Origin of the sequence: Pseudomonas sp. DR48 (genome assembly GCF_019823085.1) — a bacterium.
Classification (GTDB): domain Bacteria; phylum Pseudomonadota; class Gammaproteobacteria; order Pseudomonadales; family Pseudomonadaceae; genus Aquipseudomonas.
This window is the reverse complement of the sequence record NZ_CP081946.1, coordinates 3,728,723-3,744,534: the sequence shown is the minus strand read 5'-3', so window position 1 is coordinate 3,744,534 and position 15,812 is coordinate 3,728,723. Positions and strand designations below refer to the sequence as shown.

At 60.0% G+C, this 15,812-nt stretch carries 16 protein-coding genes; all 16 read right to left on the bottom strand.

The window, feature by feature from the left end; translation table 11 throughout:
- Positions 1-29: 29 nt before the first annotated feature.
- The gene (gene motD / locus K5K95_RS16890; protein WP_222585255.1) at positions 30-920 is read right to left on the bottom strand and encodes a flagellar motor protein MotD; all 891 of its coding nucleotides are present in this window, start codon (positions 918-920) and stop codon (positions 30-32) included.
- Positions 921-935: 15 nt separating this feature from the next.
- On the bottom strand, positions 936-1,676 hold the full coding sequence (locus K5K95_RS16885; RefSeq protein WP_208671866.1) for a flagellar motor protein: 741 nt from the start codon (positions 1,674-1,676) through the stop codon (positions 936-938).
- On the bottom strand, positions 1,676-2,803 hold the full coding sequence (locus K5K95_RS16880; protein ID WP_222585254.1) for a chemotaxis response regulator protein-glutamate methylesterase: 1,128 nt from the start codon (positions 2,801-2,803) through the stop codon (positions 1,676-1,678). The genes K5K95_RS16885 and K5K95_RS16880 overlap by 1 nt, the downstream gene beginning before the upstream one ends.
- Positions 2,804-2,852: 49 nt before the next feature.
- A complete protein-coding gene (locus tag K5K95_RS16875) occupies positions 2,853-5,084 on the bottom strand; it encodes a chemotaxis protein CheA (protein WP_222585253.1) in 2,232 nt (743 codons plus the stop codon).
- Positions 5,085-5,139: 55 nt separating this feature from the next.
- Positions 5,140-5,928 carry a protein phosphatase CheZ gene (locus K5K95_RS16870; protein WP_222585252.1) on the bottom strand — a complete coding sequence of 263 codons (789 nt, stop codon included), beginning with the start codon at positions 5,926-5,928 and terminating at the stop codon, positions 5,140-5,142.
- Positions 5,929-5,951: 23 nt separating this feature from the next.
- Positions 5,952-6,323, bottom strand: a complete 372-nt coding sequence (locus K5K95_RS16865) for a chemotaxis response regulator CheY (RefSeq protein WP_003183998.1) — start codon at positions 6,321-6,323, stop codon at positions 5,952-5,954.
- 166 nt (positions 6,324-6,489) lie between these two features.
- Positions 6,490-7,230, bottom strand: a complete 741-nt coding sequence (fliA, locus tag K5K95_RS16860; protein ID WP_007894214.1) for an RNA polymerase sigma factor FliA — start codon at positions 7,228-7,230, stop codon at positions 6,490-6,492.
- On the bottom strand, positions 7,227-8,057 hold the full coding sequence (gene fleN, locus K5K95_RS16855) for a flagellar synthesis regulator FleN (RefSeq protein ID WP_003222917.1): 831 nt from the start codon (positions 8,055-8,057) through the stop codon (positions 7,227-7,229). Before fleN ends, fliA begins: the two co-directional genes overlap by 4 nt.
- Before the next feature lie 116 nt (positions 8,058-8,173).
- Positions 8,174-9,508: a flagellar biosynthesis protein FlhF gene (flhF, locus tag K5K95_RS16850; RefSeq protein ID WP_222585251.1), complete on the bottom strand. Its 1,335-nt coding sequence runs from the start codon at positions 9,506-9,508 to the stop codon at positions 8,174-8,176.
- 11 nt (positions 9,509-9,519) lie between these two features.
- A complete protein-coding gene (gene flhA, locus K5K95_RS16845; protein ID WP_222585250.1) occupies positions 9,520-11,649 on the bottom strand; it encodes a flagellar biosynthesis protein FlhA in 2,130 nt (709 codons plus the stop codon).
- 247 nt (positions 11,650-11,896) lie between these two features.
- Entirely contained in the window at positions 11,897-13,036 is a 1,140-nt protein-coding gene (flhB, locus tag K5K95_RS16840) for a flagellar biosynthesis protein FlhB (RefSeq protein WP_222585249.1), read from the bottom strand.
- Positions 13,037-13,039: 3 nt separating this feature from the next.
- Complete coding sequence (gene fliR, locus K5K95_RS16835) at positions 13,040-13,825, bottom strand: flagellar biosynthetic protein FliR (protein ID WP_222585248.1); 786 nt, start codon at positions 13,823-13,825, stop codon at positions 13,040-13,042.
- 3 nt (positions 13,826-13,828) lie between these two features.
- The gene (fliQ, locus tag K5K95_RS16830) at positions 13,829-14,098 is read right to left on the bottom strand and encodes a flagellar biosynthesis protein FliQ (RefSeq protein ID WP_090181555.1); all 270 of its coding nucleotides are present in this window, start codon (positions 14,096-14,098) and stop codon (positions 13,829-13,831) included.
- Positions 14,095-14,853: a flagellar type III secretion system pore protein FliP gene (gene fliP, locus K5K95_RS16825; protein WP_222585247.1), complete on the bottom strand. Its 759-nt coding sequence runs from the start codon at positions 14,851-14,853 to the stop codon at positions 14,095-14,097. Before fliP ends, fliQ begins: the two co-directional genes overlap by 4 nt.
- Positions 14,853-15,314 carry a flagellar biosynthetic protein FliO gene (gene fliO, locus K5K95_RS16820; protein WP_222585246.1) on the bottom strand — a complete coding sequence of 154 codons (462 nt, stop codon included), beginning with the start codon at positions 15,312-15,314 and terminating at the stop codon, positions 14,853-14,855. Before fliO ends, fliP begins: the two co-directional genes overlap by 1 nt.
- Positions 15,315-15,773, bottom strand: a complete 459-nt coding sequence (gene fliN, locus K5K95_RS16815; protein ID WP_090188530.1) for a flagellar motor switch protein FliN — start codon at positions 15,771-15,773, stop codon at positions 15,315-15,317. It lies immediately after the preceding gene.
- Positions 15,774-15,812: the final 39 nt, after the last annotated feature.

Below are 15,812 nucleotides of genomic sequence, written 5' to 3'. Positions count from 1 at the left end.
CCGGTCGACAAGGTCGACCGAGAAATAGCTCAACGTGTTAATGCAGGTGACGGAGAATTGACGGCGCTCTCTCGTCCCGGCGACTTGACCGGGGTCGGTGCAGTTTGTGTGCCAGCACGCTTCAACGCGGCGTCCGGTTTTGCATTAGCGGTTCCGGTGCCGGTGAGGCTGCGGCGTACATCGAGATTGCGCGACACCACCAGCACAACGCGACGGTTGCGTGCCCGGCCCTCGGCGGTGGCGTTATTGGCCACTGGCTGGAATTCGCCGTAGCCCACCGACGCCAGGCGACCCGGGTTGACGCCCTGCATCGCGAGCATGCGCACGATGCTCGCCGAACGGGCCGAAGACAGCTCCCAGTTGGTCGGGTATTGCGCGGTACGGATCGGCTGATCGTCGGTAAAGCCTTCGACGTGAATCGGGTTGTCGAACGGCTTCAGAATATGCGCGACCTTGTCGATGATGTTGAACGCCATGTCGCTGGGCATGGCGTCGCCGCTGCCGAACAACAGGCTGGAGTTGAGTTCGATCTCGACCCACAACTCGTTGCCGCGCACGGTCATCTGGTTGGACTTGATCAAGTCGCCGAACGCCGCGCTGATGTCATCGGCGATGCTTTTCAGCGGATCGCTGGCTCCGGCAATACCTGCGTCAACCTGCTCGGCGTCTTTGACCAGCGGTTTGGCCGGGGTCACCGTCTGCGGTCGCTCTTCACCGATCGGAATCGGCTTGAGGGCGCGGTCGGTATCGGTAAAGACCCCGATCAGCGCTTGGGAAATGACTTTGTACTTGCCTTCGTTGATCGACGAAATCGAATACATCACCACGAAGAATGCGAACAGCAACGTGATGAAGTCGGCGTAGGAAACCAGCCAGCGCTCATGGTTTACATGTTCTTCAGGTTGCCTGCGACGAGCCATGATCCATATCCCCCATCAATCCATGAAGCCCTGAAGCTTCAACTCAATAGAGCGAGGGTTTTCACCTTCGGCGATCGACAGGATCCCTTCCAGCAACATTTCGCGATAACGCGACTGGCGCAACGCGACAGACTTGAGCTTGGCGGCAATCGGCAGCAACACCAGGTTGGCACTGGCAACGCCGTAGATGGTCGCGACGAAGGCCACGGCAATGCCGCTGCCCAGTTGCGAAGGATCGCCCAGGTTGCCCATCACATGAATCAGGCCCATCACCGCACCGATGATACCGATGGTCGGCGCGTAGCCGCCCATGCTTTCAAAGACTTTGGCGGCCTCGATGTCGCGGCTTTCCTGGGTGTAGAAATCCACTTCCAGAATGCTGCGAATCGCTTCCGGTTCGGCGCCGTCCACCAGCAGTTGCAGGCCTTTGCGCGAGTAGCTGTCGGGTTCGGCATCGGCCACCCCTTCCAGACCGAGCAAACCTTCCTTGCGAGCCGTCAGGCTCCAGTTCACCACGCGATCAACGCCACCGGCCAGATCGACGCGAGGCGGAAACAGAATCCAGCCAAGGATTTGCATGGCGCGCTTGAAGGCGCTCATCGGCGATTGCAGCAAGGCAGCGCCAATGGTCCCACCGATGACGATCAGCGCAGCCGGGCCGTTGGCCAGGGCACCGAGGTGACCACCTTCCAGGTAGTTGCCACCAACGATGGCGACGAACGCCATGATGATCCCGATAAGGCTTAAAACATCCATCAGATGCACGCCTCGGCCAGGTGCTTGCCAATATCGTCCAGGCTGTAGATCGCGTCAGCGAGATCAGCTTTGACGATGGCCATCGGCATGCCATAGATCACGCAGCTCGCTTCATCCTGAGCCCAGATCGCACTGCCACCCTGCTTGAGCAGACGCGCCCCTTCACGACCATCGGCGCCCATGCCGGTCAGTACGACCGCCAGAACTTTGTCGCCGTAGGACTTGGCTGCCGAACCGAAGGTGATGTCCACGCACGGCTTGTAATTGAGACGCTCGTCGCCCGGCAGGATTTTCACCGCGCCACGGCCATCGATCATCATTTGCTTGCCACCCGGAGCCAGCAGCGCCAGTCCCGGACGCAGGATGTCGCCATCCTCGGCTTCCTTGACGCTGATGCGGCACAGCTTGTCCAGACGCTCGGCGAACGCCTTGGTGAAGGCGGCTGGCATGTGCTGGATCAGCACGATCGGAGCCGGGAAATTGGCTGGAAGCTGGGTCAACACCCGCTGCAGGGCAACCGGACCGCCCGTGGACGTGCCGATGGCCACCAGTTTGTAGGCTTTGCGTTTCGGCGCTGGCGAGGACGGGCCCGTCGATGTCGGGGCCGATGTCGGGGCGTAGCTACGCGCCGGAATCGGTGTCGCTGCCGGACGCGCAGGCACGCTGCTGCCGTAAGTGCTGGCACTGGAAGGCGCAGGAGCTGGCGCGCTGTAGGTGTTGGCACGACGATTACTGCGCGAAATGCTGAGAATCTTCTCGCACAGCAGTTGCTTGACCTTCTCCGGGTTACGGGAGATGTCTTCGAAATTCTTCGGCAGGAAATCCACTGCACCGGCGTCCAGCGCATCGAGGGTAACGCGAGCGCCTTCGTGGGTCAGCGAGGAGAACATCAACACCGGGGTCGGGCAGCGCTGCATGATGTGCCGCACCGCTGTGATGCCGTCCATCATCGGCATCTCGTAGTCCATGGTGATCACGTCTGGCTTGAGGGCCAGCGCTTGATCGATCGCCTCTTTTCCGTTGGTCGCCGTACCGACGACCTGGATATTCGGATCCGCTGAAAGAATTTCCGAGACGCGGCGGCGGAAAAACCCCGAATCGTCCACCACCAGGACTTTGACTGCCATAAACACTCCGTTAGATGGAGCGAGGCTTGGTCGCCCCGCTCCACCAGAATCAAATACGCCGCGTGGCGTAACGCTTGAGCATGCTCGGGACATCGAGAATCAGCGCGATGCGACCGTCACCCGTGATGGTGGCGCCCGACATGCCCGGGGTTCCCTGGAGCATTTTGCCCAATGGCTTGATGACCACTTCTTCCTGGCCCACCAGTTGATCGACGACGAAGCCGATCCGCTGAGTGCCCACCGAAAGGATCACCACATGGCCTTCGCGCTGCTCTTCGTGAGCGGCGGAGCTGACCAGCCAGCGTTTGAGGTAGAACAACGGCAGCGCCTTGTCCCGCACGATCACCACTTCCTGGCCGTCCACCACGTTGGTGGTCGAGAGGTCGAGGTGGAAGATCTCGTTGACGTTCACCAGCGGGAACGCGAACGCCTGGTTGCCGAGCATGACCATCAGCGTCGGCATGATCGCCAGGGTCAACGGGACCTTGATGACGATCTTCGAGCCCTGGCCCTTGGTCGAGTAGATGTTGATCGAACCGTTGAGCTGGGAAATCTTGGTTTTCACCACGTCCATGCCCACGCCACGACCCGACACGTCGGAGATCTCGGTCTTGGTCGAGAACCCCGGTGCGAAAATCAGGTTGTAGCACTCGGTGTCGCTCAAGCGATCGGCCGCGTCCTTGTCCATCACACCGCGTTTTACCGCGATGGAACGCAGGACGTTGGGGTCCATGCCTTTGCCGTCATCGGAGATCGACAGCAGGATGTGGTCGCCTTCCTGTTCGGCCGCAAGGATCACTTTGCCGCCGCGGGACTTGCCCGAGGCTTCGCGTTCTTCAGGCGACTCGATGCCGTGGTCGACCGCGTTGCGCACCAAGTGGACCAGCGGGTCGGCCAGGGCCTCGACGAGGTTCTTGTCGAGGTCGGTTTCTTCGCCGACCAGCTCCAGGATGATCTCTTTCTTGAGCTGGCGAGCCAGGTCGCGAACCAGACGCGGGAAGCGTCCGAAGACCTTCTTGATCGGTTGCATCCGGGTCTTCATCACCGCGGTCTGCAGGTCGGCCGTGACCACGTCGAGGTTCGACACGGCCTTGGACATGGCTTCGTCGCCGCTGTTGAGGCCCAGACGGACCAAGCGGTTACGCACCAATACCAGTTCGCCGACCATGTTCATGATTTCGTCGAGACGCGCGGTATCGACCCGCACGGTGGTCTCGGCTTCACTGGCCGGTTTTTCCGGTGGCGGCGCGGACGGCGCGGCGCGAGCCGGTGCCGGTGCAGCAGCGGCAGCCGGTTTCGGCGCTTCAACTTTAGGTTCTGGTTTCGCCGCAGCAGCAGGCGCCTTGGCGGCAGGAGCCGTCACCACGGTGCCGGTGCCCACTTCGGTGAACTTGCCTTTGCCATGCAATTCGTCGAGCAGCGATTCGAATTCGTGATCGGAGATCAGATCACCGCCAGCCGCTTTAGCGGTCGGCGCAGCCGGGGCTGGTACAGCGGCTATGGCCGATTCCAGCGCGTCAACGGCGAAGTTGCCCTTGCCGTGCAACTGATCGAGCAATGCCTCGAATTCGTCGTCGGTGATGTCGGAGCTGTCGCCTGCCGCTTTCGGGGCAGCCGGTGCCGCAGGTGCAGGCGCTGCCACCGCATCGACGGCGAACTGGCCTTTGCCGTGCAGTTGATCGAGCAACGACTCGAACTCGGCGTCGGTGATTTCGTCGCTGGCCGCCGCTTGTGCCGATTGCACGGGCGCAGCCGCCGGTGCCTCAGCCTGAGCCTTGACGGCGTTCAGCGAGTCCAGCAGTAGTTCGAATTCGTTATCGGTGATGTCTCCCGACTCTTCAGCGACCGGCGCCTGGAACACTTCGGCCACCGGAGCAGCTTCGTCGGCCATCTGCGGCTCGGCCAGACGGGCCAGTGCCGCAAGCAATTGCGGCGTCGCAGCCGTGATCGGGCTGCGTTCGCGGACTTCGGTGAACATGCTGTTCACTGCATCCAGCGCTTCGAGAACAACGTCCATGAGTTCAGAGTCGACGCGACGCTCACCCTTGCGCAGGATGTCGAACACGTTCTCGGCGATGTGACAGCACTCCACCAGCTCGTTGAGCTGGAGGAAGCCGGCGCCCCCTTTTACAGTGTGAAAACCGCGAAAAATTGCATTGAGCAGGTCCGCATCATCAGGTCGGCTTTCAAGCTCGACCAGCTGTTCGGACAGTTGCTCTAGAATCTCGCCGGCCTCAACCAGGAAATCCTGAAGGATCTCTTCATCGGCGCCGAAGCTCATTAAGGGGGGTGCTCCTAAAGGTCTAAAAACCTAAAAAACCTAGAATGTTGAAACTCTAAAATCCTAGGCTGGATAACAAATCGTCCACATCGTCCTGACCGGACACAACGTCTTCTCTTTTATCGGCATGAATCTGCGGACCTTCACCCTGAGAGAGATGTTTTTGTGGATCTTTTTCAGCCAGCATCGCTTCACGGTCATGTTCGATACCCGCAAAACGGTCTACCTGGCTGGCCATGAGCACGAGCTTGAGCAGATTGCTTTCAACTTCGGTGACCAATTGGGTCACGCGCTTGATCACCTGACCGGTGAGGTCCTGGTAATCCTGAGCCAGCAGGATGTCGTTGAGGTTGCTCGACACCGTGCGATTGTCTTCGCTGCTGCGTGTCAGGAAACCGTCGACCCGGCGCGCCAGTTCACGGAACTCTTCAGCCCCGACTTCGCGGCGCATGAACCGCCCCCAATCCGTGCTCAATGCCTGGGCTTCCTGGCTCAGGCCGTTGACCAGCGGTGTGGCGTTCTCCACCAGATCCATGGTGCGGTTGGCGGCGGCCTCGGTCAGTTTGACCACGTACCCCAGACGCTCGGTGGCATCGGTGATCTGGGAAACTTCCTCGGCTTGCGGCATGTTCGGGTCAATCTGGAAATTGACGATCGCGCTATGCAGCTCGCGAGTGAGCTTGCCCACCTCCTGATACAGGCCGCGGTCACGGGTCTGATTGAGCTCATGGATCAGTTGCACAGCGTCGCCGAACTTGCCCTTTTCAAGGCTGTTGACCAATTCGACCGCGTGTTTTTTCAGGGTCGATTCAAAATCGCCCTGTGAAGATTCGTTAGTGTCCATAGCTCCCCCGGTGACGCAGTGTCTCAACCGATGCGTTCGAAAATCTTTTCGATTTTTTCTTTCAACGCCTGGGCCGTGAAGGGTTTGACCACATAGCCGTTAACACCGGCCTGGGCCGCTTCGATGATCTGCTCGCGCTTGGCTTCAGCGGTGACCATCAGCACTGGCAGGTGCTTGAGCTTTTCATCGGCGCGCACGTGGCGCAGCAGATCGATGCCGGTCATGCCAGGCATGTTCCAGTCCGTTACCAGAAAGTCGATGCTGCCGCTGTTGAGAACCGGAATGGCAGTAGTGCCATCGTCAGCCTCGACCGTGTTGGTGAACCCAAGATCACGCAACAGGTTTTTTATGATCCGCCGCATCGTTGAGAAGTCATCAACGATGAGGATTTTCATGTTCTTGTCCAATTCGACCTCCAAGCAGTCTTAAACGCGCCCAGCACCTGGACACGCCATTTCAATCAATCCGGCAATGCACTCGATGACTGTCTGGAGCACAACAAATCGCGACCGGTGCAGCTAATCCCGCACCGGTCCCGCTCGCAGTGTCCCCACACTGCCTTCAGCGCGCTCGCCACTCCCCCAAACGCCCCCGCAAGCGGGCCGCGCACTGGCTGTGTAACTGGCTGACCCGGGATTCGCTGACCCCAAGGACCTCACCGATTTCCTTGAGGTTCAGCTCTTCGTCGTAGTACAGCGCCAACACCAGTCGCTCACGCTCCGGCAAATTGGCAATCGCGTCCGCCAGCGCCGCCTGGAAGCGTTCATCTTCCAGATCGCGTGACGGTTCCAGATGTGCACTCGCGCCATCCTCGTGCAGCCCTTCGTGTTCGCCGTCCTGCAACAGATCGTCGAAACTGAATAACCGGCTGCCCAGGGTGTCGTTCAAAATCCCGTAATAATCGTCGAGACTCAATTGGAGTTCGGCCGCAACTTCGTGATCTTTAGCGTCACGACCGGTTTTAGCTTCAATCGAGCGAATTGCGTCGCTGACCATGCGGGTATTGCGGTGGACCGAACGTGGTGCCCAGTCCCCCTTGCGAACTTCATCGAGCATCGCGCCGCGGATTCGAATGCCCGCGTACGTCTCGAAACTCGCGCCCTTGCTGGCGTCATATTTGGTCGACACTTCAAGCAGGCCGATCATGCCGGCCTGGATCAGATCTTCAACCTGAACACTGGCTGGCAGACGTGCCAGCAGGTGGTAAGCAATGCGTTTGACCAGTGGCGCGTAACGCTCGATCAGCTCGTACTGCGCGTCACGTGCCGACTTCTTGTAGAGGTTGTAGCCACTGGCTGTCATAGGACGGGTCCTGCGGTCTGTTGCACGAGACGCTCAACGAAAAACTCCAGGTGCCCACGCGGGTTGGCAGGCAACGGCCAGGTATCGACCTTCTGCGCAATCGCCTTGAACGCCAGGGCGCACTTGGAGCGCGGGAAGGCTTCGTAGACGGCGCGCTGCTTCTGCACAGCCTTGCGTACGCTTTCGTCGTAAGGCACGGCGCCGACGTATTGTAGGGCGACGTCAAGGAAGCGATCCGTGACCTTGGTCAACTTGGCAAACAGGTTGCGACCTTCCTGCGGGCTCTGCGCCATGTTGGCCAGCACGCGGAAGCGGTTCATGCCGTAATCGCGGTTCAGTAATTTGATCAGTGCGTAGGCGTCTGTGATCGAAGTCGGCTCGTCGCACACCACCAGCAAGACTTCTTGCGCGGCGCGAACAAAACTGACTACCGAGTCACCAATACCTGCAGCTGTATCGATCACCAGGACATCGAGGTTGTCGCCGATGTCGCTGAAGGCCTGGATCAGGCCGGCGTGTTGAGCCGGGCTCAAATGAACCATGCTCTGGGTGCCGGACGCGGCCGGGACGATGCGGATGCCGCCGGGGCCCTGCAACAGAACGTCGCGCAGCTCACAGCGGCCTTCGATCACGTCGGCCAGGGTACGTTTGGGTGTCAGTCCCAGCAGGACGTCGACGTTCGCCAACCCCAGGTCGGCGTCCAACAGCATGACGCGACGGCCGAGCTCAGCCAGGGCCAGTGACAAATTCACTGACACGTTAGTCTTGCCGACGCCACCCTTGCCGCCGGTCACCGCGATCACCTGTACGGGATGCATGCTGCCCATGTTATTTCTTTACCTTGTCTTGCATAGACGGAGGCCACATTACTGGCTGCGCGTTCACAAACGGAACAATGCATGGCAGACCATCGATGTAGGTACGAAAACTGTTCATTACTACCTCAGCCAACCTGCTTGGTCGGACTGTGGTAAATATCAGCGAACATGTCAGCCATGGCTTCTTCGCTGGGTTCTTCCTGCATTTGCACGCTAACGGCGCGACTGACCAACTGATGACGACGCGGCAGATGCAAATCATCCGGAATCCGCGGGCCATCCGTCAGGTAGGCCACCGGCAATTCATGACTGATTGCCAGGCTTAACACCTCTCCCAGACTTGCCGTTTCATCCAGTTTAGTCAGGATGCAGCCAGCGAGCCCGCAGCGTTTGTAACTGTGATAAGCGGCCGTTAGAACCTGTTTCTGGCTGGTGGTTGCCAGCACCAGGTAATTTTTTGATTTGATGCCACGGCCGGCCAGGCTTTCGAGCTGCATGCGCAGTGCCGGATCGCTGGCCTGCAGGCCCGCGGTATCGATCAGCACCACGCGTTTGCGCAGCAATGGTTCCAGTGCCTGGACCAGCGACTGGCCCGGATCAATGTGAGTCACCGACACATTGAGGATCCGGCCCAGCGTCTTGAGTTGTTCCTGAGCACCGATACGGTAGCTGTCCATGCTCACCAGCGCGATGTTTTGCGCGCCGTACTTGAGCACGTAACGCGCCGCGAGCTTGGCCAGGGTGGTGGTCTTGCCCATGCCGGCAGGGCCGACCATGGCAATCACGCCGCCCTCTTCCAGTGGCTCGACTTCCGGTGTGGCGATCATCCGCGCCAGGTGCGCCAGCAGCATGCGCCAGGCCTGACGAGGCTCTTCAATATCGGTAATCATCGCCAGCAGATCGCGCGACAACGGGCCGGACAAACCGATGCGTTGCAGGCGACGCCAGAGGTTGGCCTGGGCCGGACGGCTGCCTTGCAGCTGATTCCAGGCCAGGGAACCAAGTTGTACTTCCATCAGTTCGCGCAGGCTGTTGAGCTCGAAACGCATCGAGTCGAACGCCCGTGGATCGACGCCGCCTGCCGCTGGCGCCGGGGCCGGTGCAGCACGACGGGGCTGGGTGTAAGTTGGCTCTATCAGCGGTTCGGCGGCGGTCAATGGCAGGCCGGCGAACAACTGCCGATTGGTGGTTTTGTCGCCGTCGGTCTCGCCTTCGCCACGCAGGCTCAATTCAGCCTGGGCGGTAACGATCCGCGACTGGGTCTTGCGCAGCTCATCCTCGAGTTCCATGTTCGGAACGCGCGGGGCCAGCGCCGACAATTTGTAATCGAGGGCAGCCGTCAGTTCGACACCGCCAGCGATCCGGCGATTGCCGATAATCGCGGCATCAGCGCCCAGCTCATCACGAACCAGTTTCATGGCCTGACGCATATCGGCGGCGAAAAAACGCTTAACTTGCATAAACCACTACCTCAGCCGTTGGGCCCTACTGTCGCAACGATGGTCACTTGCTTGTTGTCAGGAATTTCCTGGTAAGCCAACACATGCAAACCCGGGACTGCCAGTCGGCCGAATCGCGAGAGCATCGCGCGAACCGGACCGGCCACCAGCAGAATCACCGGCTGACCTTGCATTTCTTGACGCTGCGCCGCTTCGATCAACGAGCGTTGCAGCTTCTCAGCCATGCTTGGCTCCAACAGAACGCCCTCTTCCGAGCCTTGTCCTGCCTTCTGAAGACTATTGAGCAATATCTGTTCCAACCTTGGCTCCAGAGTGATAACTGGCAGCTCGGAGTCAGTCCCCACAATGCTTTGGACGATTGCACGGGATACGCCGACGCGCACCGCGGCGACCAGCGCGGCGGTATCTTGACTCTTGGCGGCATTGTTGGCGATGGCCTCGGCGATGCTGCGAATGTCGCGCACCGGCACCTGTTCAGCCAACAACGCCTGCAACACCTTGAGCAGTTGCGACAGCGAGACCACACCCGGCACCAGCTCTTCGGCCAGCTTGGGCGAGCTTTTGGCCAGCAATTGCATGAGTTGCTGGACTTCTTCGTGACCGATCAGTTCGCTGGAGTGCTTGTACAGAATCTGGTTCAAGTGGGTCGCCACGACCGTGCTGGCATCGACCACGGTGTAACCGAGCGATTGAGCCTGGGCTCGCTGGCTGATTTCGATCCAGACCGCTTCCAGACCAAAAGCCGGATCTTTGGCGGTTATGCCATTGAGCGAGCCATAGACCTGCCCCGGGTTGATTGCCAGTTCGCGATCCGGGTAAATCTCCGCTTCCGCCAGGATCACCCCCATCAACGTGAGGCGATAGGCACTCGGCGCGAGGTCGAGGTTGTCACGGATGTGCACAGTCGGCATCAGGAAGCCCAGGTCCTGGGAGAGCTTCTTGCGCACGCCCTTGATCCGCGCCAGCAACTGACCACCCTGATTGCGATCCACCAGAGGGATCAGGCGATAGCCGACTTCCAGCCCGATCATGTCGATCGGCGTTACGTCATCCCAGCCAAGTTCCTTGGTTTCCATGGCGCGGGCAGGCGATGGCAGCAGTTCCTGCTGGCGCTTGACCTCTTGCAAGGCCTGAACCTTGACCACGTTCTGTTTCTTCCAGAACAGGTACGCACCGCCGGCCGCCAGGGCCGCCATGCTGAGAAAGGAGAAGTGCGGCATGCCGGGCACCAGCCCCATCACCGCCATCAAACCCGCCGCGACGGCCAACGCTTTTGGCGAGGCGAACATCTGGCGACCGATCTGCTTGCCCATGTCTTCCGAACCGGAAGCACGGGTCACCATGATCGCAGCCGCTGTGGATAACAACAGTGATGGCAATTGCGCCACCAAACCGTCACCAATGGTCAACAGCGCGTAAACCTTGCCGGCGTCGCCGAAGCTCATGCCGTGCTGGAAGATCCCGACCGCCATGCCGCCGATCAGGTTGATGAACAGAATCAGCAGGCCGGCGATGGCGTCACCGCGTACAAATTTGCTGGCACCGTCCATGGAACCGTAGAACTCGGCTTCCTGGGCAACTTCCATGCGGCGCAGCTTGGCCTGGTTCTGATCGATCAGGCCGGCGTTGAGGTCGGCGTCGATGGCCATCTGTTTACCGGGCATCGCATCGAGGGTGAAACGTGCGCTCACCTCGGAAATACGCCCGGCGCCCTTGGTTACCACGACGAAGTTGATGATCATCAAGATCGCGAAGACCACAATACCGACCACGTAGTTACCGCCGATCACCACCTCACCGAAGGCCTGAATCACCTTACCCGCGGCGGCATGCCCTTCCTGACCGTGGAGCATCACCACCCGCGTGGAGGCCACGTTCAGCGCCAGGCGCATCAGTGTCGCCACCAGCAAGATGGTCGGGAAAACGGCGAAATCCAGCGGCCGCAAGGCGTACACGCAGACCAGCAGCACCACGATCGACAGCGCAATGTTGAACGTGAAGAACACGTCCAGCAGGAACGGCGGCACTGGCAACATCATCATCGCCAGCATGACCAGCAGCAACAACGGCACACCCAGGTTGCCCCGACTTAAATCGGCAACGCTTGTGCGGGCTGTGTTGAATAACTGAGAGCGATCCACCGGTTTTCCCCGTTCCTTTAAAGCAAACTTTTGACGCCCAAAGCAGGCGCAGGGCGGCTATTGCAAGAAGCCTTCCAACTTTTGCAGGTACTTGAAATAGAGGGATTACCAAGGGGAGTTGCGGTGACTGGACTGACCTCATCGCGGGCAAGCCCGCTCCCACAGGTAACCGAGTTCTTCCTGAGGAAATGCGATCAAATGTGGGAGCGGGCTTGCCCGCGATGGGGCCGGCACTGCCAGCGAATTTTCAGGAGTCGCGACGCAGATCCGGCGGAATCGGCAAGTCGTCCTTGAGCGGGTCCGGGCGCTTGCCCTTGCCCGCGCGGTGCTGGCGAATCTGGTAGACATAGGCCAGCACCTGGGCAACTGCCAGATACAGGCCGCCGGGAATTTCCTGCTCCAGTTCGGTGGAGTAATAGATCGAACGCGCCAGGGCCGGCGACTCGAGCAGCAGCACATTGTTGGCCACGGCGATTTCACGAATCTTCAACGCCAGGAAGTCGCTACCCTTGGCCAGCAGCATCGGCGCCCCGCCCTTCTCCGGGTCGTACTTGAGGGCGACGGCGTAGTGGGTCGGGTTGGTGATGACCACGTCGGCCTCCGGGATCGCCGCCATCATCCGGCGCTGGGACATCTCGCGCTGCAGTTGACGAATCCGCTGCTTGACCTCCGGACGCCCTTCCTGATCCTTGTGTTCGTCGCGCACTTCCTGCTTGGTCATCAGCAGTTTCTTGTGGCTTTCCCACAGCTGCACCGGCACATCGACGGCGGCGATGATGATCAGCCCGCAGGACATCCACAAGGTGCTCCAGCCGACCACTTGCAGGCTGTGAATGATCGCCATTTCCAACGGTTCATGGGCGATGCGCTGCAAGTCGGCGATGTCCGACGACAACACTGCGAGCGCCACGAACAGGACGATGATGAATTTGGCAAACGCCTTGATCAGCTCCACCAGCGCCTTGGTAGAAAACATCCGCTTGAGGCCACTGAGCGGGTTCATCCGACTGAACTTCGGCGCCATGGAGCCGAACGCAAACAGCCAGCCCCCCAGGGAGATCGGGCCGATGATCGCCGCCAACACCAACGAGATCATGATCGGCTGAATCGCCCACAAGCCGATTTGCCCCGAATGCAGCAAGTAATTGGCCATGGATTTCTGGTCCATGATCACTTCCCGGGGCAGCGAGAAGTTGATGCGCATCAGCTCCATCATGTCTTGCGCCAGGGCACCGCCGAATATCAGCAGCGCACTGGCGCCGACGAGCATGATCGCCAGGGTGTTGAGTTCCTTGGATCGCGCCACCTCGCCTTTGTCGCGGGAGTCTTTCTTGCGCTTGTCCGTGGGGTCTTCTGTTTTGTCTTGACCGCTTTCGCTCTCAGCCATGACTCAGCGCGCCTTCGCCAGTTCGCGCAACAACTGCAAGGCCTCGACGGCCATGGGTTGGTACTGGTTGAGAATGTCCCCCAGGCTGACCCAGAGAATGAACATCCCGAGCACCAGGGTCAGCGGAAAACCGATGGAGAAAATGTTCAGCTGCGGTGCCGCCCGGGTCATCACGCCAAACGCGATGTTGACCACCAGCAACGCGGTGATAGCCGGCAGCACCAGCACCAACGCGGCACCCAGCACCCAACCGAGCTTTCCGGCCATTTCCCAGTAATGATTGACCATGAACCCGCTACCGACCGGCAGCGTGGTAAAGCTTTCGGTGAGCACTTCGAAGACCACCAGGTGACCATTCATCCCCAGGAACATCAGCGTCACCAGCATGGTGAAAAACTGCCCGATTACCGCCACCGACACGCCGTTGGTAGGGTCGACCATGGACGCGAAGCCCATGCCCATCTGAATCGCGACAATCTGCCCGGCCACCACAAAGGCCTGGAAGAACAACTGAAGGGAGAAACCCAGCACCGCACCGATAAGGATCTGCTCGCCAATCAGCAGCAAACCGCTGAGGTCCAGCGGATTGACCGGCGGCATCGGTGGCAGCGCCGGGGTGATCACGAATGTAATCGCCAGGGCCAGATAGGCTCGTACGCGCCGAGGGACCAGGGTCGTGCCGAAAATCGGCATGACCATCAGCATCGTGCCGACGCGAAACAGCGGCAACATGAACGTCGCCACCCAGGTGCTGATCTGGGTATCGGTCAGTTGCAGCAGCGACGACATGGATTAGCCAATGACCATGGGAATACTGCCGTACAACCGCAGGATGTAATCCATGAAGGTCTGCACCAGCCACGGGCCGGCGACGATCAGCGTCACCAGCATCACCAGCAGACGTGGCAAGAAGCTCAGGGTCTGTTCGTTGATCTGGGTCGCCGCCTGGAACATCGCCACCAACAAGCCGACCAGCAGACTCGGAATCACCAGCACCGCGACCATCATGGTGGTCAGCCAAAGGGCGTCGCGAAAGATGTCTACGGCGACTTCTGGCGTCATGGCGAAACACCTCCGAAACTGCTGGCCAACGTACCGATAATCAACGCCCAACCATCCACCAGCACAAACAGCATGATCTTGAACGGCAGGGAAATGATCAGCGGCGAAAGCATCATCATACCCATCGCCATCAGCACACTGGCCACGACCAGGTCGATGATCAGGAACGGGATGAAGATCATGAAGCCAATCTGGAACGCGGTTTTAAGCTCGGACGTGACGAACGCCGGGACCAGAATGGTCAGCGGCGCCTGATCCGGCGTAGCGATGTCAGTGCGCTTGGACAGGCGCATGAACAGCTCGAGATCGCTGCTGCGCGTCTGGGCCAGCATGAAGTCCTTGATCGGAACCTGGGCCTTTGCTACGGCATCCTGGGCGGTGAGTTTTTCCGCCAGGTACGGCTGCAAGGCGTCCTGATTCACTCGGTCGAATACCGGCGCCATGATGAACAGCGTCAGAAACAGCGCCATGCCGGTGAGGATCTGGTTCGACGGCGTCTGCTGCAAGCCCAGGGCCTGACGCAGGATCGAAAAGACGATGATGATCCGGGTGAAACTGGTCATCAGCATGACGAACGCCGGGATAAAACTCAGCGCGGTCATGATCAACAGGATTTGCAGACTGACCGAGTATTCCTGGGCGCCATTGGCATTGGTGCCCAAGGTGATCGCCGGGATCGACAACGGATCGGCGGCGAACGCCAGCGGCGCGGCCAGCATCAGGGCTAGCGTCAAGACGATGCGTAACGCACCCATTACTTCTTATCCTTCTGATCCTTGCCGAGCATCCTTAACAGATGCTGGGCAAACTCCGGAGTCGCTTTCTCGGTACCGCCAGGCACTTGCACCGGCTCCTTGAGCACGTGCAGCGCGGTGATGGTGCCAGGGCTCAAGCCCAGCAGGATCTGCTCGTTGCCGACCTGCACCAGCATCAAACGGTCACGCGGACCCAGCGCGCGCGAGCCAATCAGCTCGATCACCTGCCCTTTGCCCGCCGGCCCGGCCTGCTGCACCCGGCGCAACAACCAGGCGAGGAAGAAAATCAGCCCCAGCACCAGCAGCAAACCGAACACCAGCTGCGTCAATTGCCCGGCCACACCACTGTTGACCACCGGGGCAGCAGCGGCCGTCGCAGCACTCGCCACCGGCTCGGCAGCCAGAACACTGAACGGCAACGCCAGCAGCAATCCCGGCAAGGCACCCAGAACCTTTTTCACTTAACGCAGCTTCTTGATGCGTTCGCTTGGGCTGATCACGTCCGTCAGGCGAATGCCGAACTTCTCGTTGACCACAACCACTTCGCCGTGAGCGATAAGCGTGCCGTTGACCAGAACATCCAGCGGCTCACCGGCCAGGCGATCCAGCTCGATCACCGAGCCCTGGTTGAGTTGCAGCAGGTTACGGATGTTGATGTCGGTGCTGCCCACTTCCATGGAAATCGACACCGGGATGTCGAGGATCACATCCAGGTTCGGACCGTCCAGGGTGACCGGCTCGTGGTTCTTCGGCACGCTGCCGAACTCTTCCATCGGCAGACGGTTGGAGCCCGACGAACCGCTATCGGCCGCCAGCAGCGCATCGATATCGGCCTGCCCGGCGTCTCCGGTCTCTTCCAGGGCCGCGGCCCATTCATCAGCCAGTGCCTGGTCGTCCTGGGCGTTCATATCGTTGTTCATCATGTGTCCTCGGCGGGCAACTGCTCAATCAAGAGCAGC

What these genes read in the sequence shown, in the direction of transcription:
- fliP (WP_222585247.1), bottom strand. Translation starts at nt 14,853, where the DNA reads ATGGGTGCGTTACGCATCGTCTTGACGCTAGCCCTGATGCTGGCCGCG.
- fleN (WP_003222917.1), bottom strand. Translation starts at nt 8,057, where the DNA reads ATGGGCAGCATGCATCCCGTACAGGTGATCGCGGTGACCGGCGGCAAG.
- flhF (WP_222585251.1), bottom strand. Translation starts at nt 9,508, where the DNA reads ATGCAAGTTAAGCGTTTTTTCGCCGCCGATATGCGTCAGGCCATGAAA.
- fliA (WP_007894214.1), bottom strand. Translation starts at nt 7,230, where the DNA reads ATGACAGCCAGTGGCTACAACCTCTACAAGAAGTCGGCACGTGACGCG.
- fliR (WP_222585248.1), bottom strand. Translation starts at nt 13,825, where the DNA reads ATGTCGTCGCTGCTGCAACTGACCGATACCCAGATCAGCACCTGGGTG.
- flhB (WP_222585249.1), bottom strand. Translation starts at nt 13,036, where the DNA reads ATGGCTGAGAGCGAAAGCGGTCAAGACAAAACAGAAGACCCCACGGAC.
- K5K95_RS16885 (WP_208671866.1), bottom strand. Translation starts at nt 1,676, where the DNA reads ATGGATGTTTTAAGCCTTATCGGGATCATCATGGCGTTCGTCGCCATC.
- fliN (WP_090188530.1), bottom strand. Translation starts at nt 15,773, where the DNA reads ATGAACAACGATATGAACGCCCAGGACGACCAGGCACTGGCTGATGAA.
- motD (WP_222585255.1), bottom strand. Translation starts at nt 920, where the DNA reads ATGGCTCGTCGCAGGCAACCTGAAGAACATGTAAACCATGAGCGCTGG.
- fliQ (WP_090181555.1), bottom strand. Translation starts at nt 14,098, where the DNA reads ATGACGCCAGAAGTCGCCGTAGACATCTTTCGCGACGCCCTTTGGCTG.
- K5K95_RS16875 (WP_222585253.1), bottom strand. Translation starts at nt 5,084, where the DNA reads ATGAGCTTCGGCGCCGATGAAGAGATCCTTCAGGATTTCCTGGTTGAG.
- K5K95_RS16880 (WP_222585254.1), bottom strand. Translation starts at nt 2,803, where the DNA reads ATGGCAGTCAAAGTCCTGGTGGTGGACGATTCGGGGTTTTTCCGCCGC.
- K5K95_RS16870 (WP_222585252.1), bottom strand. Translation starts at nt 5,928, where the DNA reads ATGGACACTAACGAATCTTCACAGGGCGATTTTGAATCGACCCTGAAA.
- K5K95_RS16865 (WP_003183998.1), bottom strand. Translation starts at nt 6,323, where the DNA reads ATGAAAATCCTCATCGTTGATGACTTCTCAACGATGCGGCGGATCATA.